Here is a 22714-nt window from a genome sequence, read left to right as displayed (position 1 = left end):
GCCTTAAGGCTTCGATCACGGAATCAGCAGTGTTGTTCCACTTGTTTTTCTTGTCTCGAGATCCGTATGCGCCCGCCCTGCATCAGCGAGCGGATAAGTCTGATTTATATTGATACGCACTTTGTTGCTTTGCACAATATCAAACAGGGAATTTGCACACGCTTCCAGCGCAGGCCGCGTGGCAACGTAACCGAAGAGTGTCGGACGCGTCGCAAAGAGAGAGCCCTTCTGCGCCAGGATACCGATGCTGAAAGCCTCCACCGGGCCGGATGAATTGCCGAAGCTCACCCACAAGCCGCGCGGCTTCAGGCAATCCAGCGACGCCGGATAGGTGTCGCGCCCGACGGAATCGTAAACGACGTCGACGCCCCGGCCATCGGTCAGTTCCTTCACCCGCGCGACGAAGTTGTCCGTGCGGTAGTTGATCACGTGGTCGTAGCCATGCGCCAGGGCCAGATCGATCTTGTCCTGCGAACCCGCGGTGCCGATCACGGTGGCGCCAAGCGCCTTTGCCCATTGGCCGGCGATCAAACCGACGCCGCCTGCGGCGGCATGGAAGAGGATCGTCGTGCCGGGGCCAACCTGATAGGTCTGGTTGAGCAGGTATTGGGCCGTCATGCCTTTCAGCATCATCGCCGCAGCGGTCTCGAGGGTGATGCCGTCCGGCACCTTCACCAGTTGCGAGGCATCGACATTGCGTTCGCTGGCATAGGCTCCGTCGGCCGATGCATAGGCGACGCGATCACCGATGGAGAAGAGATGGACGCCGTCGCCGACCGCCGTGACGATGCCAGCCCCTTCCTTGCCCGGTACGAAAGGCAGACCCGAGGCGGACTTGTAGAGGCCGGTGCGGAAATAGACGTCGATGAAGTTCAGGCCAACGGCGACCTGGCGGATCTGTACCTCGCCCGGGCCTGGCGGCGAGAGCGTGACGCCTTCGAGTTTCAGGACCTCCGGTCCACCGAGTTCGCGTACCACTATCGCCTGTGCCATTGCCTACTCCTATTTCCGGCCGAGACTTGGAAAAATCTGCAGCACGAAGCCAATCACGTAGAGATAGATGCCTGCCACGACGAAGCCGGTCACGACCCAGGCCGGCGTCGCAAAGTGCAAGAGCAATGCGTAAACGCCGAGTGCCGACCAGATCAAGAAGACGCCGAGGTTCAGAGGCCGCAAACGCTGCACGCGAACCGGGTGGAGGAAATTGATCGGCAGGAAAGTCAGGACCACCGAGACGAAGACCACGATCGACGCCGTCACTTCGCTTGCCTGAATGACGAACAGCGTGAACACGATCATGTTCCAGACGACGGGGAAGCCCGAAAAGAAATACTCGTCCGTCTTCATGCCCATGTCGGCATAGTAGATCGCGCTCGAAACGACGATCGCGCCTGCCGCGACGAAGGACCAGGGCTCGCCGATCATGCCGCTCTGATAGAGCGCAAAGGCCGGCAGCAGCACATAGGTCACGTAGTCGATGACATTGTCGAGCGTGTCGCCCGACCAGTTGGGCAGCACTTCCTTGACGCGAACCTTGCGGGCGATCGGGCCATCGATGCCATCGACGAGCAGCGCAAGACCCAGCCACCAGAACATGTCGACGAAGCGATGCTCGGCGGCGGCGACGACGCCGAGGAAGGCGAGAAACGACCCCGAGGCAGTCAAGATATGCACGGAAAAGGCGCGGATCTCGGCGTAGGGAACTCGTCTGTAGTTAAAAAACTTCATCTGCGGACGCCGCCCACCCCTACTGTTTTCCCCGTACGGGCCTCACACCCGCCTCAACCGCTTTGCGGCGCATTGCCGGTAATATGCACCCTTTGCAACGCATCGCCACTAAAATTCAAGGTTCTCAGCTTCCGCTTGCCACATTGTTCTGTGGACACTTGCAAATTGCTTCTGCGCTGATTCTACCCATTTATTTCGCTCTCGCCCGCGACTAGAGGTATGATCGAGGTTGGACCAAGACGCCTCACAGCGTGTGCAAAAGGGTTTGGTTGCATCATGGATCACTATGACATCGCCATTATCGGTGCAGGCCTCGCGGGATCGCTCGCGGCCATCGCGCTCTCCGACGCCGGTTACCGCGTCGCCCTGATCGGTCCCGAGCCGGCGGTCGCCGACGGGCGCACCACCGCGCTGATGGACCAATCGATCGAGTATCTCAAGAAGCTCAACCTATGGGAAAAGGTCGAGCCGCTGACCGCGCCGCTCGCGACCATGCGCATTCTCGACGGAACCAACCGGCTGCTGCGGGCGCCGCCGGTCAATTTCCGCGCCTCGGAAGTTGGGCTCGACGCCTTCGGCTACAACATCCCGAACGCGCCGTTCATCGACATTCTCCGCCAGCGGGCCGAAGAGAGCCCGACGCTGACGCGCATCACCGCCTCCGCAATCGGCTTCGACCTTTCGGACACTGTCGCAACCATCGACCTGGCGAACGGCAGCCAATGCAGCGCCCATCTCCTCGTCGGTGCCGATGGTCGTCGCTCACCGGTGCGCGAAGCGGCGAAGATCTCCGTCAGCACCTGGTCCTACCCGCAGACAGCGGTCGTTTTGAACTTCGCGCACGAACTGCCACACCAGAACATCTCGACCGAGTTCCACACCGAAAGCGGCCCCTTCACCCAGGTTCCCCTGCCCGGCAATCGCTCCAGCCTCGTGTGGGTGCGCAAGCCCGACGATGCTGCGCAGACGTTGACGCTCGACCTTCCCGCACTCTCCCGCGCGGTCGAGGACCGGATGCAATCGATTCTCGGCAAGGTAACGGTGGAGGGCGCGCCACAATCCTTCCCCCTTTCCGGCATGACGGCACAACGCTTCGGCAAAGGCCGCGTCGTCCTTCTCGGCGAAGCGGCGCACGCCTTTCCGCCGATCGGGGCTCAGGGGCTCAATCTCAGCCTGCGGGACGTGATGACGCTCGTCGATCTCGTCGGTGCATCGAAGGGAGAGACGCTTGCCGACGATATCGGCGACCGCTTCGACAGTCGCCGCCGGCTGGACATTGTCAGCCGCACTGCGAGCGTCGATCTTCTCAATCGCTCGCTGCTTTCGGGCTTCCTGCCGGTGCAGGCGCTGCGCGCGCTTGGACTGCATGTGCTTTCCGCCGTCGGGCCGCTTCGCAGCCTCCTGATGCGCGAAGGCGTTCACCCCGGCAGCGCGCTTCACGCCTTCAAGGATAGCTTACGGGAAAAGATCGGGCGGAAGAGCGCCTGAGCGGATGAGATAAAGCAGGCCGGTGACGGTCGCGACCGAAAGCGTCGTGGTGATGAGGATCGTCGCCGAGGCCCGCTCCTGCCACACACCGTATTGGTGGCCGATGACGAAGACGTTCGTTGCCGTCGGCAGCGCGGCAAGCAACACTGCCGTCTGCACCCAGATCGGGTCGTAGTTCCCCGTCAGGCTCATGGCCGTGAACATGACCAGCGGGTGCAACAGCAGCTTCGCCGGAACGATGTAGCCGATCTCGACGGGAATGCGCTTGATCGGGCGCAGCGCCAGCGTCACGCCCATGGCAAAGAGTGCGCACGGTGCCGCGCACTGGGCGAGATAATCGATGAGCCGCTGAACCGGCACCGGCGGCTGCACCGCGAAGAAGGCGGCGACGACGCCTGCGAGCGTCGCAAGGATGAACGGATGCAGGATGATCTTACGTGCGACGCTTGCGGCGAGCGCCAGCGGCTTTTCCTGCCGGCCTCCTGATATCGCCATCATCGCCGGCGCGACGGCAAAGTGCGCCGCATTCTCGAAACTGAAGATCAGCGCCACCGGCACCGCGGCCGCGTCACCGAGAGCAAGAAGCGCCAGTCCAGGCCCCATATAGCCGATATTGCCGTAGGCCGCGCCAAAGCCCTGGATCGTCGCCTCGGCAATAGAGTTGCGCCGCACGTGGACGCCGATGAGGAAAATCAGCGAAAAAACGATGTAGGTCGCGCCGACGGTCGTCAGGATGAAATCGGCGCGCGCCAACTGTTCGATCGGCGTGCGCGACACCAGCTTGAAGAACAGCGCCGGCAGAGCAAGGTAAATGATGAAGGTGTTGAGCCAACCCATCGCCTCGCCCGGATGATGGACGAAGCGCGCCGTCAGATAACCGAGAAAGATCAGGCCGAAGAACGGCAGTACCAGCCCCGCGATTTCCGTCATCTTTCCCCCCGCATCTTTCACTTCCGCGCGCCAGCGCCAGGCCTTCACGCGCCTTCATTCAAATGAATGCATAAGGTCGCTCTAGCACTTTGTTTCCAGAGCATCTTTCCGCTGCAAGTGGTTCCACTTGAAAACGGGATGCTCTAGCCCGGAAATCGACCTGGCGATTAGGCCGGCCCCAGCGAAAAGTGATTCCGAAATACGAGGGAATGCCCTAGCCGATTTTCATCAGGATCGGGAAGGTCTGCTGGAACCAGATGGCCATCGAACTGATGAATCCGAAGAGGAATGCAAGGCCGGCAAGCACGAGGAGCCCGCCCATCAGCTTCTCGACCAGGCCGAGATGGCGGCGGAAGCGGAACAGGAAGCGCATGAAGGCGCCGGAGAAACCGGCTGCGATCCAGAACGGAACGGCAAGTCCGAGCGAATAGACGGCAAGCAGCATGGCGCCGTCGGACACAGTGTCGCGTGCAGCGGCGACGCCGAGGATCGTGCCGAGCACAGGACCAATGCACGGCGTCCAGCCGAAGGCGAAGGCAAGCCCCATGATATAGGCGCCAGAGAGCGTCGCCGGCTTGCCGCCGCCCTGGAAGCGCGCCTCGCGCGCAAGCAACCCGATCTTGAACACGCCAAGGAAATGCAAGCCCATGACGATGATGATCACGCCGCCGATGCGCGACAGCAGATCCATGTGCTGTCGGAGCAGCATGCCGATCGACGAGGCCCCTGCCCCAAGCGCCACGAAGACGGTTGCGAAGCCGAGCGTGAACAAGAGCGCCGCCGGCAGGACCGCGCGCCGGGTGCTGCCAATCGTTGCCGCATCACCGCCTCGGAATTGATCGACCGAAATGCCGGCCATGTAACAAAGATAGGGCGGCACCAGTGGCAGAACGCAGGGGGAAAGGAACGACAGGGCGCCGGCAAGAATGGCGGTCCAGATGGAAATATCGGCGATCGACAACGGCAAGAACTCCGGCATGCGGCATTTGGGCCATTCCTTAGCCGCAGGATCACGATGATACCAATCACCTTTTGGCGATCATCGCGCCATGCACGGTTTCTTCGCAAAACCCGCAATTTTTAGGTTGACCGACAGGAAACACGCGTGCATATGTCCGCCCACTTCCGCCGGGCTTCACGGCCGCGGCCAGGGAGCGCGTAGCTCAGCCGGTAGAGCAACTGACTTTTAATCAGTAGGTCCAGGGTTCGAATCCCTGCGCGCTCACCACGGATTTTCAATAGCACAGCAATAAACCAAGCGTCTGTCCTAGTTTGGCGGATCCGCCACGGTCGGCATCCGCCAAAAACAAAGCATCGCTTCCCGATCTGCAAAAATCGAGCGGTTGGACATTACCGCTAACGCTCGAGCAGCCGGAGACGCCTGCCGGGGACTCAAGCAGCCCGCTGATTCAGGCGCCAATCGCCGCTAGAAATCGAGATAGACGGAGACGCCAGATCGACGGTAGCGGTACGGATCATAGTAGCCATAGTACCCGCGGTCACGATAGCCGTTGTAGTACCCGTAATGCCGCGGATAGCACCTGCCGTAATAGTGACAAGAACGCCAAGCGTATCGCCTATCCCAACGATGATGCCACCGGTGTTCCGCGCGCCAATGATGGTGACTCCGGTGACTCACCTGTTCGACAGTCCCAGCCTGTACTTGCGCGGGTTTTGGCACGAAAATCGGAGCGGCGCTCAGCGGCACGGCGAAAGACGCAGCCAAACCAATCGCTGCGAAGGCGGATAAGAGCTTTTTCATCGTAATTCCTCCTATCTTGTAATTATTTTGGGCTACTCAGCCTGAACCTCCGATGAATGCGGGAGCCGCACGGCCGGTAGCCTGGCACCGCTGGCGCCGCCCCTATGGGCGGTGCCGTGCGATGCCGGCTTACTATTCCGGAACGTTCCCATCGGGCCGACGGTTCCCTTCTTGGCCCCCTAGGGACAACGACATGGGAAAAGATCTGAAGCGGGCCTTGTCGGAAAATCGACCGAACCGGCTCGGGGTGCTGTGGGCGGTAAGGCAGGCGCTGGCCGCGCTCGGCGCTGCCGATCACTCGGACACCGCAAGCGGCCTAACGCTCACTGTCAGCTTCCGCGCGCTTATGATCGGCTACGTTATGGACCGATCGTTGGCCGTCACGGGCAAAGCTGCTGGCTATGACCGCCCCCGCTCCGCAACGTCTGCAACCGGTTGACGAGATCGACCGCCGGAGCTGCGGTTGCCCGATTGCCGTGAATGCCTGCGATCCCCTTGCTCCCCTGGCATCACCCCTATCGACAATTGCGCGCGTTGCGTAGATGCTGCACCTCACGCTAAGGATGCAGAGCGGTGAACTCCCGGGTTGATTTGTAGCAAAGGGTGAAAAGCATGAAAAAGCTTATCATTGCGATTGGAATGGTTGGTACGCTTGCTTCCTGCACGCAGACCGAAAAAGGAACCGCCATCGGCGCCGGCACGGGCGCCATCATCGGAGGCGTCGTGAGTGACAGTTGGGGCGGCGCGGCGATCGGCGCCGTGGCCGGTGGCATCATGGGCAACCTCATCGGTCGCTCCCGCGAGCGCGAAGGCTATTGCATCTATCGCGATCGCTATGGCCGCCGATACGAAGCGCGCTGCCGATAACAGCCGCCTTCCCGAAGCGAACGGCGTCTTTCCTGCAAGGCGCGTGACTTCGAACCTGGCAAGAAACCCTTGCGATGGCAAACAACCTGGCCGCCACACGTCGCTCGCCTGGCGGTCGGCGTCCGATTTACGGATGGTGGTGCCCAGCCATTCCGACACCAGCATCTCGGCAGCCTTTCGTCGTAGACAAGCCGCTATCCAGGCGGAACATACCGCTAATGCATGTTTCCTTTAATCGTAGCCGATTAAAGGATTCAAAGTGCTACAGCGACCTTTGCGCGGCTGATCACACGCGCGGCGCCGTAGAAGGACGAGAGCAAGAGTGCCAGCAACGGCGCGCATCGTTGCACGCCGGTACAGCGATAACGGCCGAACAGCATGAGACGTCCTTTATCAAGCGTGTTACACTGCTGACATGACTGACGAAGAGCAGACCTACGAATACTCGGATTTTTCCGGCCAATTCAGTGACGATGGCGTCATCGTCGAATTGCGGATTTATCGGCCGGCGGGCACGAATCTCGATTGGGTACTCGAGGTGATCGATGAGGAAGGTTTCTCCACCACGTGGGAGGAGCCCTTCCCCACCGATCGAGAAGCCTTTGAGGAATTCATTGCGACCGTCCAGCGAGATGGTATCCAGGCATTTACCGACGAGCCGCCACAGACCGTTCACTAGCTCCAATCCTGACCTGTAGATTGATTGGCGCGGCCGCATCTCTCCTCTGATCGCAGCCGGCTAAAGGGAAGCGCTCCAGCGACCTTTGCACGCCCGAACACGCACAGCGCTGCAGGCGGCATTCACCCGCTCAGCAAATCCGCTACGCCGCAGCCACCCTCCGCGCCGCACGCATCTTCAGTGGGCTCATGCCATATTCGCGGCTGTAGGCGCGGGAAAAGGCGGAGAGGCTATCGAAGCCGCAACGAATCGCGATCTCGCGGATAGGGCTGCCGGAATCGCGCACCAGACGGTGCGCGACCTGGAGGCGGAGCCGAAGATAGTAGGCGCCGGGGCTGGTCGACAGCCCGCGCGCAAAAAGCAACTCCAGCTTGCGCTGCGAAATCGACAGCCGCTTCGTCAAAGCTGCGATCGTCAACGGGCGCTCGAGCGTGCGCTCCATCAGCCGAATCGCGTCTGCGAGTTCCGGATCGCGCGTTTCGATCCGCCCGAGCGAAACGAATGGCTGGACATCGGTGGCGCTGTGCGTCTGGTCATAGACGAAAATGCTGGCGACATCGAGGGCCAGCGCCGAACCCAGCCTTTGCGTGATCCAGTGCAGCATCATGTCGAAGGTCGGCGAGGCACCGCCTGACGTCCAGAACTTTCCATCGGCGACGAAGCGATCACCAAGCACGGTCAAGGCCGGAAAGGCCTGGCTGAAATCCTCGAGTTCTTCCCAATGGGCGGTCGCCCTGCGACCATTGAGCAGGCCGGTTCGTCCGAGTAGCCAGCAGCCTGATTCGATGCCGGCGATGATATCGAAATGCCGGGAGGACTCCTGCAGGATTCCGATGAATTTCTTGCCGACATGCCGATCGAGGTTGAAGCCCCCGATCACCAGCAATGCATCGCCGGCAAGTGGCTGGGCGAACTTGCCGTCGACCACGATCGGCACCCCGCAGGTCAATGTCACCGGTTTCCCGTCAGCCGAAAGCAGCCGCCAGCGAAACACGTCGCGTCCAGAGATGCGGTTGGCGGCCCGCATCGGATCCAGCACCGAGGCAAGCGACATGATCGACGACTCGGGCAGGATGACGACGGAAACTTCGATCACAGATTGTGGACGTCCATCGGAAGGCATGCGGGAAATGTCAAATTTTGAGCGATAAATGTCAATTCCGGAAATGACGTTCGGGCATTATCAGACCGTATCGATCTCCCTACGCGCGGCGCTGCAGCCCCGCGCAGAGACGTTCCCCTTTCCGCCTTTGCCGGAACGGGCCGGTCGGAGCCATCCACCGGCCCGTTTTTTTATGCGGAAGAGCAAACGCCGTAGGGGAACGCCGAGTCCGTCCTGGCCGCATTCAACATCGGAGACCTCGATCCAGCTTGTTTGAGATCGACGATCGGCAAGTGATAGGACAGGACGTCCGTCCCTTACAATTTCGGCCGGACATTAGTGAGAATTTCCGCACGTTTTTCCAGTCGGTTCGCAATCCCGCTGAAATCGCAGTACATTTGCCGTCGCCCTTCCTCTCTCTGCGGCCGGACATGACGTCATGAACATCCCAAGACTTTTGCTGATCTTGCCGCTATCTGCGGTTTTTATCTATCTTCTGCTTCTGGGCTTCATTTATCTATCTCAGCGCACGCTTCTCTATCCCGGGGCCGAAGACATCGCAGCGCCGGAGCAAGCGAGTTGGGGCGAGAATGTCTCCGTCAAAACGCCGGATGGCGAGACGCTGCACGGGCTTTACAGCCAAGGCAACACCGACAAGCCGGGTGTGCTGCTCTTTTTCGGGAATGGCGATCGGGTCGACAACTACCGCTTTCTCGCACAGGCCTTGGCCGCGCGGGGCATTGGGCTGCTCGCGATATCCTATCGCGGCTATCCGGGATCGACCGGTTCACCAAGCGAGGACGGTCTGCTGACGGACGGCATCGCGGCTTTTGACTGGCTGGCGCCCCGCATTAAAGGGGGCATCGTCGTACTCGGCCGCTCGCTTGGCACCGGCGTCGCCGTGAACACGGCGACACAAAGACCAGCAACCGGCATGATCCTTGTCTCTCCATATCTGTCGGTTCAGTCGGTCGCCCAGGCGCGCTACTCATTCCTTCCTGTCTCGCTTCTCATCAAGGATTCCTTCCGCTCCGACCTCAAAATAGCGGCGGTGAAACAGCCAAAGCTCTTTATTCACGGACGGTTGGACGACAGCATTCCGCTGTCGTCGGGCGAGGCGCTCTATCGGATCGCTGCTGAACCCAAGCAGATGCTGGTCGACGAGCGCTCGGGTCACAACGACATCTGGAACGACAAGACGGTGAGCGAAGTGATCCACTTCGTGGAGGCGCTGAAACCGGATGCGACCTAGGCTATCCCCGCCCAACGAGAAGGCTGGACTCTCGGATTTGCATTGAAAAAACAGACAATTAGGAGATTATACGCCGACACATCTGGTCGGATTCCGAACCCTTGTAAAATCACAATAAAATTGGCCGCTCGGATTCGTCGTCGTGTCCCCTCGGAGTCGCGACGACGTTTGTCAGATCGCTTCAGAGTCGCTGAAACGGACAATTTGCACCTTCGGGGGACTCCGCTCAGATTCGGCCGTCGGTGTATATTGTTGTCTCTAGGTTTCTCGGCTCCCGGCCTGGACACAGCGTTCGTTCGATCTGCGTTTGCCTCGACCGTATTTTTGTCGGCGCTTGATCATCGCGCGAAACGGCCTGAGTGGGGCCTGAACGGCGCTACGCAGCTTTCAGCCGCTGCCCGCCTTGGGGTCAATTCTTCACGTTCGCCACCGTCGCAGACGGGTGTGGGAAGGAGACCTCAGCTCACCGCCCTCAAATCGACGAATGGGTGTGGGCTCCACGCCCTCGAAGTTAGCTGGACTAAATCGTCGGGCCACGGCATGATTGCAACTATGGAGGGAAACGCGGCGCGATAGGCGGGAGGGCCGAAGCGACGTTTAACAAGTGGAAAGGTTATCGGTGAGCACTAATACCGGGCGCACTTCCTCGGAAAACGATAGAGTAAAGCTGCTCTGTCATGCAAAACTATCCCTGCGAAACCTCCTTCTTCGTATCGTCAATATCGGTCTCGGAATAGTCTTGATCGGCGCATACCTCTGGCTGCCAGCGTCTTCAACGATAAGGGAATATGTTCTTAGTCTGCTCGTACTGGCCCTCGGAGCTTTTCTCGTTTGCGGCGGTGTAGCCCTGATATTGGGGCCGACACTCGGGTATCCACGCCTCAAGCTTGGCAGTAACCATCTTATTTTCGTGGGCATTCTCGGCCGATCATTGATCTTGAATCTGGGCGAACTAGGTAAGGCTACTGTTTTCCAATCCGGCCGTGGCACGTGGCTCGCCTTTTTCACGCTGGAAGAAGAGTGGGCAATGGCAGCAAAAGGTGATCTCACCAAGCCCAACGGCTTGAATGCAGCCAAATACGTCCCTGTTTTTCCAATCATCGGAAACAACTTTCAGAGAGCACAAGAGCTTGCCGATCATATCAATGCTTTTCGAGATGACTTAACCAGCCGGGAATTTGATGCACGCGATCCTGAAGCGGCCATTAAGAATATCAAGCGAAGGGGGAGCCGACGCCTCTTGATGCTCTTTCTGATGGTTGTACCGGTTTTGATCCTTGCGATATTGATTTAGCCCCGGATGTATTCGCCGCCGAGCCAATGCCGCCCTGGAACCTGAGGCTTTGGCCCGTCAATTTTCGTCGGCGGAATCCGCGTCGACTTGACGTATGCTCCGATTGGCGTGACGATTCACCGAGAGGATGTGGCGATTTATAGGAGATGGCGACCCCTGCAGGATTCGAACCTGCGACAACCTGCTTAGAAGGCAGGTGCTCTATCCAACTGAGCTAAGGGGCCGTCCCGGGCCAGGCCCGTCGAATGCGGCCGGAGGACTTAGTGGGTCCAGGGCTGCATCCGGTTGAAACGGAAGTTGTCCGGATAGGACACGTTCTTGCGCGTTGATTCCTTCGGCGCGATCACGCGGTATTCGATGCCGTTGCGCTCCGCATAGGCGATGGCCTGCTCGGCATTTTCGAAAGTCAGTCGCAGCTGCTGCTTCATGTCGCCGGAGCTGGTGTAACCCATGATCGGGTCGATGGTGCGCGGCTTTTCCTGATCAAACTCCAGCACCCACAGATTCGTCTTGGCCTTGCCAGACTGCATGGCGGTCTTTGCTGGACGATAGATCTTTGCGGACATGGTTTCGAACGGCTCCATACTTTCGCCGGCAACATTCACGGGCGCCAGCATTCCGTCTTCCCATAACGCAGAATGATTTAAAACGGAATGACTTTCAGCCGGATAAATTTGGCTTTTCAGCGGGAGATCCGGCCGGGCCAAACGTTCGGCGGGCGGACCGGGCGATCCGCTACCGCGGTGATCGCGCAACGCAGCCGGCGCGGTATCGAAGGAAACGGCAACAAGTGACGGATCTCACGCTGGACGATGGCTGACGTCGAGAGATTCGGCTGTGCGCCTCCGGCCCTAAAAGGCGGAAATGTTGAAACAGGCGAGCACCCTATGTCCTCGCCTGTTCATCTTCACTTTGCGAAACGGTCTAAAACTGGCCCGTCCCGGCACTGACCAATGGGTCTCACGTCCCCTTCTGGTTTACGGAACGCGTATCTTTACGTTGGCGTGCTCATTGGCGGACTCGGTATCGGTGGCCGGCGTCTGGGTGTCATGGCCGGTGAAGGGACTTCCCTGCCCAGGAGCCAGGGTACCACTGTGACCGGCCTTGTTGGTCGTAAAGGCGTGCGTCATAGAAGACGCCCTGCTGCCGGGCGCCAGTCCATTCTGCTGCGCTTGGAAAAGATGATCGTCCGCGTGTGCAACGACGCCGGAAACGATCAGCAAGGCCGCGACTGCGGCAACTCGGGTGTGCATCATCATGGTAAGCTCCACTTTTGCTGCCCCCGATCGAGCGACACACCGCCCAACGTTTCTATTCCGCAGTTCATGATCACGACTACGTGAACCGCCCTCTTCGAGATCGGCAATCCGTCTATCGCGCTTGATCCTGGCCGCCCCCTACCTAGGCATGGGGCCTTCCTCCCTGCCCGGGAACGGAGCACGCCGAATACGGCCGGTGAGTGCGCCGGTTTGAGCAAAAGCGTCGTGCGCCGGACGGGCCACGTGGAGAGGTAACATCAGTTACGGGACGAGAGCGCACAGCCCTCTTCCGCCCACAATGCATTGCGCGGCGTGAAACGACCGATAAAATATAGGTGATTTCAAATAGTTAGATGGTCGGAGTGGAGAGATTCGAACTCCCGACCCTCTGGTCCCAAACCAGATGCGCTACCAGACTGCGCTACACTCCGTACCAACGGCGCCGGAGATACACGGTTCGCCCTTGGGCTGCAACATGAAATTTCGTTGATGCCTGCACTAAAGGAAAACCGGATTTCGGCCCAGCGACGGTCCGCTGCCGACAGAAATGTCCCGAAGCGGGACAAAAATGCCGGTTTGTCATTCGAACTTAGTAATCACTAAATCCATTGCGGCTAGAGCCAGGCAGTGCACTACCGCGCCGCGCCAGCGTTCCAAGCCCGCCCGAGCATCATCCCATGAACACCCAACTCGATCTCGCCACCGTCCTGCTGCTTCACAAATCATCGTTCCTTGTCGGTGCGTTCTGCTTCCTCTACGCCCGTTGGCAATCGCCGCGCGACGAAGGTCTTGGAATTCTTGCGAGCGGTTTCCTCTTCCTGGCTCTCGCTTCGACGCTTGCCGGCTACGGCGAACAGAAGCTGCTGCCGGGCTATCTGTGGACGCTTTCAAGCTTCACGCTCGGGATTGGCGGTTATGCGTTGTTCTGGATCGGCGTGCGCCGCCTGAGCGCCGGCCGTCGACGCAAGACGGACTGGCTGGCGCTTTCAATACCGATCGCGGGCGCAGCAATCGGCCTTGCCACGCATTTCCATGTGGTCAACTACATCCGCGCCAGCGTGTTCAACGCCACCGCCTTTGTCTTCCTGGCCGCCTCCGCCCTTGCCGTCATATCTGATCGCCGCAGGGAACCGCTGCCGGTACGCGCCCTGTTTGCGGCGGCCATGGCCGTTGGCGCCAACCTTTGCCTTGCGGTGGTCATCGGGCTCGTGAAGCCCGGCATCATACCGATTACCACCACCTACGCCTTTTTCCTCTCGATCATCTGCCACTTCGCGATCGCCCTTTTCGCTCTGGTCCTCGTCAAGGAGAGAGCTGAAGCCGAGCTCCGATATTCGGCCGATACCGACGCCCTGACCGGCGCCTGCAACCGACGCTGGTTTCTCGCGCAACTGCCCAGATCGAACTGGCACGGCGACTGCCTCGTCGTCATGGATCTGGATTTCTTCAAGCGCATCAACGATCGCCACGGCCACCAGGCCGGCGATCAGGCTTTGATCGCCTTTGCCGATCTCATCAGGAAGAATCTCAGAAAGGGCGATTGCTTTGCCCGGCTCGGCGGAGAGGAGTTCGGCCTCTACCTCCCGCAGACGAGCGAAGCACAGGCGCTGGCGATCGCCGAGCGGCTCCGTCGTGCGGTCGAAGAGCTCGTAGTGAAAAGGAACGACCAGTGCATCGCGCTCAGTGTCAGCATGGGACTGGCCTTTGCCGGCGGTGACGAGGGTACGTGGGAAGATTTGTTCAACAGGGCGGATGCAGCGCTCTACGAAGCCAAGCGCAGCGGCCGCAACCGCGTCACGTCATTTTCTTCAGCGGCCGCAAGCGGCTCGAAGCCAATGAAACGTAGCCTCAGTCGCACCGGGTGAGGCCGAGGCGGACGGGCGAGCCCCAAAAAAGGAAGCGGCCATCCTATACGGAGGGGGGCCGCCCAGGCTGGAGGTGTAGTAATGCCTCATTTTACTCCTATTGAGAGAAATTGCCTGTGGCCAATTTTCACCTATGCCGAGCAAAAGCCACCATCGCGCGAGCGCATCGCGACGCCACACTTTGCGCTGCAGGCACCGTCGTATAGAACGGATATGCAGCTGCCATCGTGCTGTCTCTCCTGGAGTTTGGCTTTGCCTTTGTAAAATCCGGTCTCGCTAGTTTCACCCCGCACGCCGATAGCGCCCGCCGCTTCGGATTGATTTTTCGCGCGTTCGTTGAGGTGACGGTTCGAGACCGGAATGGCATGGCCGATCTCGAGCCAGGCGAAAACGTCGCCAGGCGGAACCATCACCTAAGAACGCTGCCAGACCGTGTCCCCGGAACGGGTAATCAGACCGTCGTCTCGATGGACTTCCATTTGGAAGAACCAGACGACATGTCTCACACACTGACGGTCCTGTGGACCATTGAACCACAAACCCCTCCGCGCCCTTGGCTCGCTTGCAGCCGCTGCCGCGGCGCACGCCCTTTCGAATGCAGCGGCAAGACACGGCTGAACGCCAACGGGCGACGGCTGGATGCCTGGCTGATCTATCGCTGCGCCGACTGCGACGACACCTGGAATCGCCCGATCTTCGAGCGTCAGCCTGTCCGTGACATTGCGCCCGAAACGCTCGACGCGCTTCAGAACAACGACTCGGACTGGATCCGCCAGGTCTCCTTCGATGTCGAGGGGCTTCGCCGAAACACGGATAGGATCGAAGAGTTCGCCGAATGCCGCGTGACCAGGCGCGTCATCGCCCACCCGCTTGAGGTCTGCATCCAGCTTGAGATCGCCCTTGCGGTGCCGCTGCCGATCAGCATGCGCGCCGATCGCCTGCTGTCGGCGGAACTCGGACTGTCGCGCAGCCACCTCGTGCGGCTTGCGGAAGCCGGTCGGATCAAGCTTCTAGCCGGAGCACGCAAGGCGCTGCAACGGCCCATCAGGGACGGGATGCGTGTGGTTCTCGATCTCTCGGAGGCACGCGATCAAGGCGCAATCGCCGATCGCGCACGCGGCTTGTTCCAACCTGCATGAACGGCTCAAAGAGGCGTCGGCCATGCCGGCGCTTCCTGCTTATAGGTCAGAATTTCACGCCGACGCCGACGGTGAACTGGTGCTGGTCGAGATCGACATTGATACCGCCGATGTCCTTGTCGCCATAGTCGTTGTAGCGATACTCGGCGCGTCCGAAGATGTTGTCGGTGAACGAGTAGTCGACGCCGGCGCCGATCGTCCAACCGTTGAAGGTCTCTTTTTCCTTCGACGCGCCGGGCACATCGACAAAGCCCCGGGTCACCGTCCAGCCACCTGCCCCGTAGAGCAACGCCTTGTCGTTCAGCACATAACCGACACGCCCGCGTATCGCGCCGGAGACATCGGTGCCGACTTCGGCCGAGGTTCCACCGATATCGACGGTCTTGTCGTTCCAGTTGTAGTTGACGTCACCCTCGATACCGTAGACCCAATCACCCTGCTGATAGTTGAAACCGGCAAAGGCACCGAGAAGGCCGCCGTTGAAATCTTCAGAGGCACTGCCGCCGGGGGCGCTGAAATCACCGTTCAGCCAGCCGCCGCCCCCCTGGAGACCGACATATCCGCCGGTCCATACGAAAACGGGCGGTGTTTCGACCACTGGCGGCGGCTCAGCCGGCTGCGTAAGGTCTGCCGCCATTGCGGTTTGGGTAAATGCCGAGGCCGCCACGATGGCAACAAGCACATTCCGGATCATCACAGATGCCTCCCGTCGTCTTCGGCAGAACATTAGCAATTTATTAAGCTGAAGTCTGCCCAAAAGGCTTTGCAGTCGTCATCGATAGGATCGATTCGTCTCGATACGGGTGATTTAGGGGCTGATCCTCAAACTACAAGGCGGCGACGGAAGCCATCTGACGATTTGCGGTCACTACAGCGCCGCGCGTCTTATCAGACGCGCAAAGGTCGCTGTAGCACTTTGAATTGCTGCATGCCTTTGTCCTTTAACCGGCTACGATTAAAGGAGCCATGCAGTGGGCCCGGGTCAGCGGTGCGGGATTCGAGCGCCTTCGAGGCGATCTCCGGCCCGAATGGCAAGCCGTTTGACGGCGCCGGCATTGAGTTCGAGAACGAAGGCGACGGGTTCGCCGGAATCGATGATCGCCTCGGACAATGGTACGGCATCTTCGCGGATCGTGCGCACGGTGCCCTTGTTGTCGATGAACAGCATGTCGAGCGGAAGGTATGTGTTCTTCATCCACATCATCACGCGACGGGTTTCGCCGAAATCGAACAACATGCCGTGATCCGGCGCCATCGACCGGCGGAACATCAGCCCCTGCTCGCGCTGATCGGGATCGACGGCCAGTTCGACGGTCAGTTCATGGACTTTCCCCTTCGCAGTCACAAGGCGCATCTTGTCCTTCGTGAAGGCGACATCGGCGAGCGCCGCAGCAGCCAAGGCGAACAACAAAAAAAGCGCCGACAGGGCGCTTTTTCCGGCAAGGTTTCGGACCGTGAGCATCAGTGCGACCGGCTGGTCGGCGACGGGCCGTCCGGATGAATCTCCGCGGCCATCAGGCCCTTTTCACCATCGCCGAAGCGCACCAGGACAACCTGTCCGGGACGAAGCTCGGTGAGGCCGAAGCGCCGCAGGGTCTCCATGTGAACGAAAATGTCCTCGGTGCCCTCGCCACGCGTCAGGAAGCCGAAGCCCTTGGTGCGGTTGAACCACTTGACGAGCACCCGTTCGAGGCCGCTGGTCGGCGTCACCTGGACATGGGTGCGCACTGGCGGAAGCTGAGACGGATGCACCGCCGTCGACTGATCCATGGACAGGATACGGAACGCCTGGTAGCCGCGATCGCGCTTCTGGATGAGAGCCACGACCCGCGCGCCCTCGAGAACGGTCTGATAGCCGTCGCGCCTCAGGCAGGTCACGTGGACCAGTACGTCCTGCATGCCGTTATCAGGCACGATGAACCCGAAGCCCTTGGCAACATCGAACCATTTGATCACGCCCGTGATTTCGATGAGGTCGAGAGCGTCACTGCCAAAGTCGTCACCATGCATGACGTCTTTTGAAGATGTCCTATCCGCCATTCTCTCCCAGCCCCTCGTTTACGCGCGACTACCGATACGGTTAACTGATTCTTATTGACCAGAATAACATCGTCCTGCCGCGGATACGCAAGACCCTCGGCATATTTTGGCCGAGATCTAATATGCGGACGCAGCCTTGCCTCTGGCTTGCTGGCAGCTCAGTATACGCCATCTTCTGCAAAACAGGGACATTGCAATGCGCTATCTGCACACGATGGTTCGCGTCAAGAATCTGGACGAGGCCTTGAACTTCTACTGCACCCTTTTCGGCCTGACCGAGATCCGCCGGTACGAGAACGAGAGGGGCCGTTTCACGCTGGTTTTCCTCGCCGCCCCCGGGGACATCGACCGCGCACGCGGCGAGCTCTCGCCGTGCCTCGAACTCACCTACAACTGGGATCCGGAAGACTACACCGGCGGGCGCAACTTCGGCCACCTCGCCTATGAGGTCGACGATATCTACGGCTTCTGCCAGCACCTGATGGACAATGGCGTGACCATCAACCGTCCGCCGCGCGATGGTCACATGGCCTTCGTGCGCTCGCCGGACGGTATTTCGATCGAGATCCTGCAGAAGGGTGAAAACCGTCCGCCGCAAGAGCCCTGGGTTTCGATGGGCAATACCGGCGCATGGTAAGCCCCGCGCAATTCTGACCGGCGAAGATGACCCTATGCGGCCGGTAATTCCGGTCGGCATGGCCGAGTCGCCGATCAGCAGCAGCTATGAATGATCTGAGGCCCGGTCGATCCGGGCCTTTGCATGTTTGAAACATGCGGGCTCAAGGTTAGCGCCGGTTTACAAATCACGTGTCGTTGAGTATTTTTTCGCGCGGGACGTTGATGCCGGGTCTTTCCGCGATGTCTCGTGGCGGCGACCCCCTTTGTACTTGGCCTGATCTTTTCCCGTGGCGTTCTTTTGGACCGCCGCGAGAAGCTTGAGTTTGTTTGTTCTGAGCGATGTTTCGGAACTGAGACTTAATGCACGACAAGGCGAAGATTTCGCCGGTCATGCACGGAGAGCGGGGATAGGACGTTGCAACATCCGGACACCAAGGGCGCAGTGCTCGCTGCCATTGCGCGGGCGGCAGCTTTATCCGTTTCGCTGCTGGCGCTCAGCGGCTGCGTGTCGGCCGTCGCCGACGGTGACGTCACCGCGGGACTGACCCCCGAAGAGCAGACGGCGTCGCAACAAGCGGCCGAACCGGCCGGGCAAGGCACGGTCCGCGATGCGCAGGTGGCCGCGCTCGGCAGCGATCCACAAGCGCAACAGGCCGCCGATGCGCAGGATTCCGGGCAAGCGCAATCCCTGACCATGCAAAACACGGGCCTGCGCGCCGCTTCTTCCAGCATCTACGGGCAGGCTGCGGCGCCGCAAGGCACGCCGACCACCCAGCCGCAGGCCAATGGAACCGTGCCGCTACCGGCCGGCCAACCCGCCATGAACGCGACCACGAACAGCCTGTTCAGCGGTACCCAGCGACAGCCTCAAGCCATCATGACGCCCCAACAAGGTGCCGCGAACGAGGCCAGCGCCGCGACGGCAGACACGGCGGTCGCCGCTTACGCTCCGACGGCGCAGGACGCTCTTCCCGCAGCGGTTCCCGTGCCGCTCACCGCCGAGGCTGCCGCCGGCGGCGAAAAATCGGCTGCACTTCAGGCCGTGGCCAATGCGGAGGTTGAGCCGGCCGCGACCGACGTCGCGATGGCAGAGCCAACGCAGGCGTCCGCCGAGGCCAAGGAAAGCGACGGCGACAAGCAAGAGCCGAAGGCCTGGACGCTCGCAGCGCTCTTTGCCGGAAAGCGCAAGGAAAAGCAGCAGGAAGCAGAGCGGGCCGCCCAGCCGGCGGAAAAGAAGACGATTACCACCAGTAATGCGAGCCAGCCGCAGACGGCCTCCCTCGCCTACACGCTTCCGGGTGTCAAACTGAATTCGCTCTACAATTTCGAGCACGAAGAGCATCTCGGCGACGATGACGACGGCGCGCCGGTTCAGGTCGCCTCCCTTTCGGGCCTGGCGCGACTGGCGCCAAGCGGGCTGATTCTACAGACGGAAAAGGTCGAGGCCGGCTGCTTCAAGCCCGAACTCATGCAGATGCTGAAGAAGGTGGAAGCGCACTATGGCAAGCAGGTCATGGTGACTTCAGGCCTCAGGCCGATCAAGGTCAACCGCGCGAAGCAGTCGCTGCATACGCGCTGCGAGGCAGCGGACATCCAGGTCCAGGGCGTCAGCAAGTGGGATCTGGCTGAGTTTCTGCGCAGCATTCCTGGCCGCGGCGGCGTCGGTACCTATTGCCATACGGAGTCGGTCCATATCGATATCGGCGCACAACGAGACTGGAACTGGCGTTGCCGGCGCGGCAAGGGCTGAAGCCAACCGCTTGTTTCCATGGGCTATTCCGCAGATTCAGCCCGCCGACTCCCGCCTGTGGAATTTTTACAGAAATATGAAGTTTGCCGCTTGCGGTTCTCAAATCCTCTGGCTATAAGGCGCCCACACAGCGAGTGCGCCCTTCGTCTATCGGTTAGGACACCAGATTTTCATTCTGGGAAGAGGGGTTCGACTCCCCTAGGGCGTGCCACTGTGTTGATCTCCTCCCCACATCCATATCGCTATTTTCCTCGCCTGCGGCGGGACTTTCTGTCTCAGCGGCGCATCCGATTCCGCCCGGTGGATCGTCGGATTTTTCTCGCTGTTTTTAACAGGAAAAGCACAAAAATCCTGCGATTGGCGCTTGCGGTCTCCAGAGTCGCTGGATATAAGGCGCCCACACAGCGAGTGCGCCCTTCGTCTATCGGTTAGGACACCAGATTTTCATTCTGGGAAGAGGGGTTCGACTCCCCTAGGGCGTGCCACTGTGTTGATCTCCTTTCCTATGAAATTCGACATTTTTCTCATCTGAAACAGCAACTTGCTGTGTCGGACGCGTCTCCGATTCCAGCTCTTCAGGCGTTGAATTTTTTCCTGCTGTTTTTAACAGGAAAGCACAAAAATCCTGCGATTGGCGCTTGCGGTCTCCAGAGTCGCTGGATATAAGGCGCCCACACAGCGAGTGCGCCCTTCGTCTATCGGTTAGGACACCAGATTTTCATTCTGGGAAGAGGGGTTCGACTCCCCTAGGGCGTGCCACTGTGTTGACCTTTTCCCCCACATTTCCAATATTAGGGCCGCAGTATCCGCGCGATTGCAACTCATGCTCGATCGCGTCTCGGCACCCTGGAAGCGATGCCTCTGAATTGATGTCGAGGTTTGAGCTGAAAGAGGATAATATGCGCCGGTGAATTGCTCACGGTCGCCAGACTGCGTTGCAAGTCATTAGCGAGAAGCATGGGCGCCCATCGTCTAGCGGTTAGGACGCCGCCCTCTCACGGCGGTAACACGGGTTCGAGTCCCGTTGGGCGTGCCAATCCCTGCTCGTAAGAGCACCAGCCCGTCATTCAATCATCGATGGGTGAACCCGAGCGGTTCTCGGGCAGCGATTTTACAGCGCCTTCGCAGCATCCGTGACGCGCAATTGCACACGACGCTGGCCTTGCCACAGATCCGCCGACACCGAGCCGGCAACATGAATCGAGGCGCCGCGGCTTGCGAGCAGGAAATCGCCGAGCGGAGTTTCCGTTGCCCGGAACGCAATCCCGTCGAGCCGGCTGCCGTCCTGGCCTTCCAACGTCACCTTGATGTGGTTGGCACCCACCTGTCGGCTGTCGCGCAGCCGGTGCTGCGGAAAGGCGAAGACCGGTTGCGGATGCGCCGAGCCATAGGGGCCTGCCTGTTCCAGGAGATCGATGAGCTCCAATGTCGCGCCGGAGGCAGCGAGCGCACCGTCGACCTTGAGTGTCTGGATGGCGACGAGGTCGCGTACTGCCGCCTCCGCCCGCTCCTCGAAGAACTGCCTGAGCTTGCCGAGCTTCGCGCGCTCCACCGTAAGGCCGGCAGCCATCGCATGGCCGCCGCCTTTGATCAGCAGGCCGCCGTCAACCGCGGCCCGGACCATCTTGCCCATGTCGAACCCGTTGATCGAGCGGCCGGAGCCGGTGCCGCGGCCGTTCGGGTCGAAGGCGATGGCAAAGGTCGGCCGGCGGAATTTTTCCTTGATGCGGGCGGCGAGCAGTCCGACGATGCCAGGGTGCCAGTTTTCCCGCGCCGTGACGATCACCGACGCGCCCTCGCCCGTGCCGTACTCCGCGAGAACCTCGGCCTCGGCTTCGGCCAGCATGACGGCTTCCATGGCCTGCCGCTCGCGGTTGAGTTCATCAAGCTGCGCGGCGATCTTTTCCGCCGCACCGGCATCGTCCATCGCCAGCAGACGGCTGCCGAGCGCCGCATCGCCGATGCGGCCGCCGGCATTGATTCGCGGTCCCACGAGAAAGCCCAAGTGATAGGGCGTGACCGGGCCACCAATCGCCGCCTTGCGCAGCAGCGCCGCAAGCCCGACATTGCCCATATGCCGCGCAGCGATCAGTCCCTTGACGACATAGGCGCGGTTGAGCCCCTTGAGCGGCACGACGTCACAGACGGTCGCGAGCGCCACCAGGTCGAGCTGCGCGAGCAGATCGAAGGATGCGGTGCGGCCATCGCCGGCACTGCGCAACACGCGCAAAGTGTTGACGAGAACCAGATAGACGACGCCAGCGGCACAGAGATGCCCCTGCCCGGAAAGATCGTCTTCCCGATTGGGATTGACCAGCGCGTGACAGGCTGGCAGGGCCGACCCCACTTGGTGGTGGTCGACGACGACGACGTCGACGCCACGCCTCTCCGCAACGGCAAGTGCTTCATGGCTTGTCGAGCCGCAGTCAACAGTGACGATAAGTTCGGCGCCTTTGTCGATCAGTTGTTCGATCGCTGCCGGATTCGGCCCGTAGCCCTCGAAAATCCGATCGGGAATGTAAATCTCCGCATCGATGCCAAAGTGGCGGAGGAACCGGGTCATGAGCGCCGACGAAGCGGCACCGTCGACGTCGTAGTCGCCGAATACCACGACCTTCTCACGCCGCTTGATGGCCATCGCGAGGCGATCGGCCGCCTTGCGGCAATCGGTGAGCGTATCCGGATCCGGCATCAGCGATCGAAGCGTCGGATCGAGGAAGCTCGCGGCATCGTCGAGCACGACGCCACGGCCGGCAAGCACGCGACCAAGGAGATCGGAATAGCCGTGGACCTGGCTGATGGCGAGCGCCCGGTTCTGACCCGCCTGGTCAAGCCGTGACACCCAGCGCTGACCGCTGACCGACTGCTCGACGCCGAGAAAGGCCCGCTGTACCGGATCCACCAATTCTTCCATGTTCGTCCACCCGCCTGCGCTTAACTT

The 22714-nt window shown here is 60.4% G+C and carries 22 protein-coding genes and 7 tRNA genes; 15 read left to right on the top strand and 14 right to left on the bottom strand.

Annotated elements, in window-relative coordinates; genetic code table 11:
• Nucleotides 1–15 precede the first annotated feature (15 nt).
• Both ACQ5BM_RS24910 and pcsA read right to left on the bottom strand, forming a co-directional pair.
• Complete coding sequence (locus tag ACQ5BM_RS24910) at nt 16–993, bottom strand: quinone oxidoreductase family protein (protein WP_429817172.1); 978 nt, start codon at nt 991–993, stop codon at nt 16–18.
• A 9-nt stretch (nt 994–1002) separates the two neighbouring features.
• Complete coding sequence (gene pcsA / locus ACQ5BM_RS24905; RefSeq protein WP_429817169.1) at nt 1003–1728, bottom strand: phosphatidylcholine synthase; 726 nt, start codon at nt 1726–1728, stop codon at nt 1003–1005.
• 276 nt (nt 1729–2004) lie between these two features.
• Here pcsA and ACQ5BM_RS24900 point away from each other — a divergent pair, with 276 nt between their 5' ends.
• On the top strand, nt 2005–3216 hold the full coding sequence (locus ACQ5BM_RS24900; protein WP_429817166.1) for a UbiH/UbiF family hydroxylase: 1212 nt from the start codon (nt 2005–2007) through the stop codon (nt 3214–3216).
• Here ACQ5BM_RS24900 and ACQ5BM_RS24895 read toward each other — a convergent pair.
• Together ACQ5BM_RS24895 and ACQ5BM_RS24890 are read right to left on the bottom strand one after the other, a co-directional pair.
• Entirely contained in the window at nt 3184–4146 is a 963-nt protein-coding gene (locus tag ACQ5BM_RS24895) for an AEC family transporter (protein WP_429817163.1), read from the bottom strand. The two genes, ACQ5BM_RS24900 and ACQ5BM_RS24895, sit on opposite strands and share 33 nt — an antisense overlap.
• Nucleotides 4147–4360: 214 nt before the next feature.
• The gene (locus ACQ5BM_RS24890) at nt 4361–5107 is read right to left on the bottom strand and encodes a cytochrome c biogenesis CcdA family protein (protein WP_429817218.1); all 747 of its coding nucleotides are present in this window, start codon (nt 5105–5107) and stop codon (nt 4361–4363) included.
• A gap of 191 nt (nt 5108–5298) precedes the next feature.
• On the opposite strand from ACQ5BM_RS24890, the gene ACQ5BM_RS24885 reads away from it, so the two are divergent.
• Nucleotides 5299–5374: transfer RNA gene (locus tag ACQ5BM_RS24885), tRNA-Lys, on the top strand.
• A 198-nt stretch (nt 5375–5572) separates the two neighbouring features.
• Here the strand turns inward: ACQ5BM_RS24885 and ACQ5BM_RS24880 are convergent.
• Nucleotides 5573–5908 carry a hypothetical protein gene (locus ACQ5BM_RS24880; RefSeq protein WP_429817160.1) on the bottom strand — a complete coding sequence of 112 codons (336 nt, stop codon included), beginning with the start codon at nt 5906–5908 and terminating at the stop codon, nt 5573–5575.
• Between the two features lie 193 nt (nt 5909–6101).
• On the opposite strand from ACQ5BM_RS24880, the gene ACQ5BM_RS24875 reads away from it, so the two are divergent.
• The 3 genes from ACQ5BM_RS24875 (at nt 6102) to ACQ5BM_RS24865 (ending at nt 7454) form a co-directional block, all read left to right on the top strand.
• Nucleotides 6102–6347 carry a hypothetical protein gene (locus ACQ5BM_RS24875; protein WP_429817157.1) on the top strand — a complete coding sequence of 82 codons (246 nt, stop codon included), beginning with the start codon at nt 6102–6104 and terminating at the stop codon, nt 6345–6347.
• Between the two features lie 173 nt (nt 6348–6520).
• Nucleotides 6521–6775 (top strand): YMGG-like glycine zipper-containing protein, encoded by a 255-nt coding sequence (locus ACQ5BM_RS24870; RefSeq protein ID WP_429817154.1) that lies wholly within the window; start codon nt 6521–6523, stop codon nt 6773–6775.
• A gap of 415 nt (nt 6776–7190) precedes the next feature.
• A complete protein-coding gene (locus tag ACQ5BM_RS24865; RefSeq protein ID WP_429817151.1) occupies nt 7191–7454 on the top strand; it encodes a hypothetical protein in 264 nt (87 codons plus the stop codon).
• 142 nt (nt 7455–7596) lie between these two features.
• On the opposite strand, the gene ACQ5BM_RS24860 is transcribed toward ACQ5BM_RS24865, so the two are convergent.
• Nucleotides 7597–8577 carry a GlxA family transcriptional regulator gene (locus ACQ5BM_RS24860; protein WP_429817148.1) on the bottom strand — a complete coding sequence of 327 codons (981 nt, stop codon included), beginning with the start codon at nt 8575–8577 and terminating at the stop codon, nt 7597–7599.
• Between the two features lie 418 nt (nt 8578–8995).
• Between ACQ5BM_RS24860 and ACQ5BM_RS24855 the strand changes: the two genes are divergently transcribed.
• Complete coding sequence (locus tag ACQ5BM_RS24855; protein WP_429817145.1) at nt 8996–9808, top strand: alpha/beta hydrolase; 813 nt, start codon at nt 8996–8998, stop codon at nt 9806–9808.
• A 619-nt stretch (nt 9809–10427) separates the two neighbouring features.
• Nucleotides 10428–11102, top strand: a complete 675-nt coding sequence (locus tag ACQ5BM_RS24850) for a hypothetical protein (RefSeq protein WP_429817141.1) — start codon at nt 10428–10430, stop codon at nt 11100–11102.
• A gap of 147 nt (nt 11103–11249) precedes the next feature.
• Here the strand turns inward: ACQ5BM_RS24850 and ACQ5BM_RS24845 are convergent.
• The 4 genes from ACQ5BM_RS24845 to ACQ5BM_RS24830 form a co-directional block, all read right to left on the bottom strand.
• Nucleotides 11250–11326 (bottom strand) — tRNA-Arg (locus ACQ5BM_RS24845).
• Between the two features lie 36 nt (nt 11327–11362).
• Entirely contained in the window at nt 11363–11668 is a 306-nt protein-coding gene (locus ACQ5BM_RS24840; protein WP_429817215.1) for an ETC complex I subunit, read from the bottom strand.
• A gap of 411 nt (nt 11669–12079) precedes the next feature.
• A complete protein-coding gene (locus ACQ5BM_RS24835) occupies nt 12080–12361 on the bottom strand; it encodes a hypothetical protein (RefSeq protein WP_429817138.1) in 282 nt (93 codons plus the stop codon).
• A gap of 354 nt (nt 12362–12715) precedes the next feature.
• Nucleotides 12716–12792 (bottom strand) — tRNA-Pro (locus tag ACQ5BM_RS24830).
• A gap of 246 nt (nt 12793–13038) precedes the next feature.
• Between ACQ5BM_RS24830 and ACQ5BM_RS24825 the strand changes: the two genes are divergently transcribed.
• The gene (locus ACQ5BM_RS24825; protein WP_429817135.1) at nt 13039–14226 is read left to right on the top strand and encodes a GGDEF domain-containing protein; all 1188 of its coding nucleotides are present in this window, start codon (nt 13039–13041) and stop codon (nt 14224–14226) included.
• A 497-nt stretch (nt 14227–14723) separates the two neighbouring features.
• Nucleotides 14724–15365 carry a DUF1062 domain-containing protein gene (locus ACQ5BM_RS24820; RefSeq protein WP_429817132.1) on the top strand — a complete coding sequence of 214 codons (642 nt, stop codon included), beginning with the start codon at nt 14724–14726 and terminating at the stop codon, nt 15363–15365.
• Between the two features lie 46 nt (nt 15366–15411).
• Here the strand turns inward: ACQ5BM_RS24820 and ACQ5BM_RS24815 are convergent, their stop codons facing one another.
• The 3 genes from ACQ5BM_RS24815 to ACQ5BM_RS24805 all read right to left on the bottom strand — a co-directional run bounded on the left by ACQ5BM_RS24815 (nt 15412) and on the right by ACQ5BM_RS24805 (nt 17405).
• Nucleotides 15412–16059: an outer membrane protein gene (locus tag ACQ5BM_RS24815; protein ID WP_429817129.1), complete on the bottom strand. Its 648-nt coding sequence runs from the start codon at nt 16057–16059 to the stop codon at nt 15412–15414.
• Between the two features lie 288 nt (nt 16060–16347).
• Nucleotides 16348–16827, bottom strand: a complete 480-nt coding sequence (locus ACQ5BM_RS24810) for a DUF192 domain-containing protein (RefSeq protein ID WP_429817127.1) — start codon at nt 16825–16827, stop codon at nt 16348–16350.
• Entirely contained in the window at nt 16827–17405 is a 579-nt protein-coding gene (locus ACQ5BM_RS24805) for a cold-shock protein (protein WP_043623636.1), read from the bottom strand. Before ACQ5BM_RS24805 ends, ACQ5BM_RS24810 begins: the two co-directional genes overlap by 1 nt.
• A gap of 196 nt (nt 17406–17601) precedes the next feature.
• Here ACQ5BM_RS24805 and ACQ5BM_RS24800 point away from each other — a divergent pair, with 196 nt between their 5' ends.
• The 6 genes from ACQ5BM_RS24800 (at nt 17602) to ACQ5BM_RS24775 (ending at nt 20809) form a co-directional block, all read left to right on the top strand.
• Nucleotides 17602–18042: a VOC family protein gene (locus ACQ5BM_RS24800; protein ID WP_429817125.1), complete on the top strand. Its 441-nt coding sequence runs from the start codon at nt 17602–17604 to the stop codon at nt 18040–18042.
• Nucleotides 18043–18438: 396 nt separating this feature from the next.
• The gene (locus ACQ5BM_RS24795; protein ID WP_429817123.1) at nt 18439–19773 is read left to right on the top strand and encodes a D-Ala-D-Ala carboxypeptidase family metallohydrolase; all 1335 of its coding nucleotides are present in this window, start codon (nt 18439–18441) and stop codon (nt 19771–19773) included.
• A gap of 136 nt (nt 19774–19909) precedes the next feature.
• Nucleotides 19910–19984: transfer RNA gene (locus ACQ5BM_RS24790), tRNA-Glu, on the top strand.
• A gap of 199 nt (nt 19985–20183) precedes the next feature.
• Nucleotides 20184–20258, top strand: a tRNA-Glu gene (locus tag ACQ5BM_RS24785).
• A gap of 199 nt (nt 20259–20457) precedes the next feature.
• Nucleotides 20458–20532 (top strand) — tRNA-Glu (locus ACQ5BM_RS24780).
• A 202-nt stretch (nt 20533–20734) separates the two neighbouring features.
• Nucleotides 20735–20809: transfer RNA gene (locus ACQ5BM_RS24775), tRNA-Glu, on the top strand.
• Nucleotides 20810–20884: 75 nt separating this feature from the next.
• Here the strand turns inward: ACQ5BM_RS24775 and recJ are convergent.
• Nucleotides 20885–22687 carry a single-stranded-DNA-specific exonuclease RecJ gene (gene recJ, locus ACQ5BM_RS24770; RefSeq protein WP_429817120.1) on the bottom strand — a complete coding sequence of 601 codons (1803 nt, stop codon included), beginning with the start codon at nt 22685–22687 and terminating at the stop codon, nt 20885–20887.
• Between the last annotated feature and the right edge of the window lie 27 nt (nt 22688–22714).

Origin of the sequence: Ensifer sp. B1-9, assembly GCF_050474445.1 — a bacterium.
In the GTDB taxonomy this organism is placed as follows: domain Bacteria; phylum Pseudomonadota; class Alphaproteobacteria; order Rhizobiales; family Rhizobiaceae; genus Ensifer.
The sequence above is the reverse complement of the archived record's forward strand: the minus strand, read 5'-3'. Positions and strand labels throughout refer to the sequence as shown.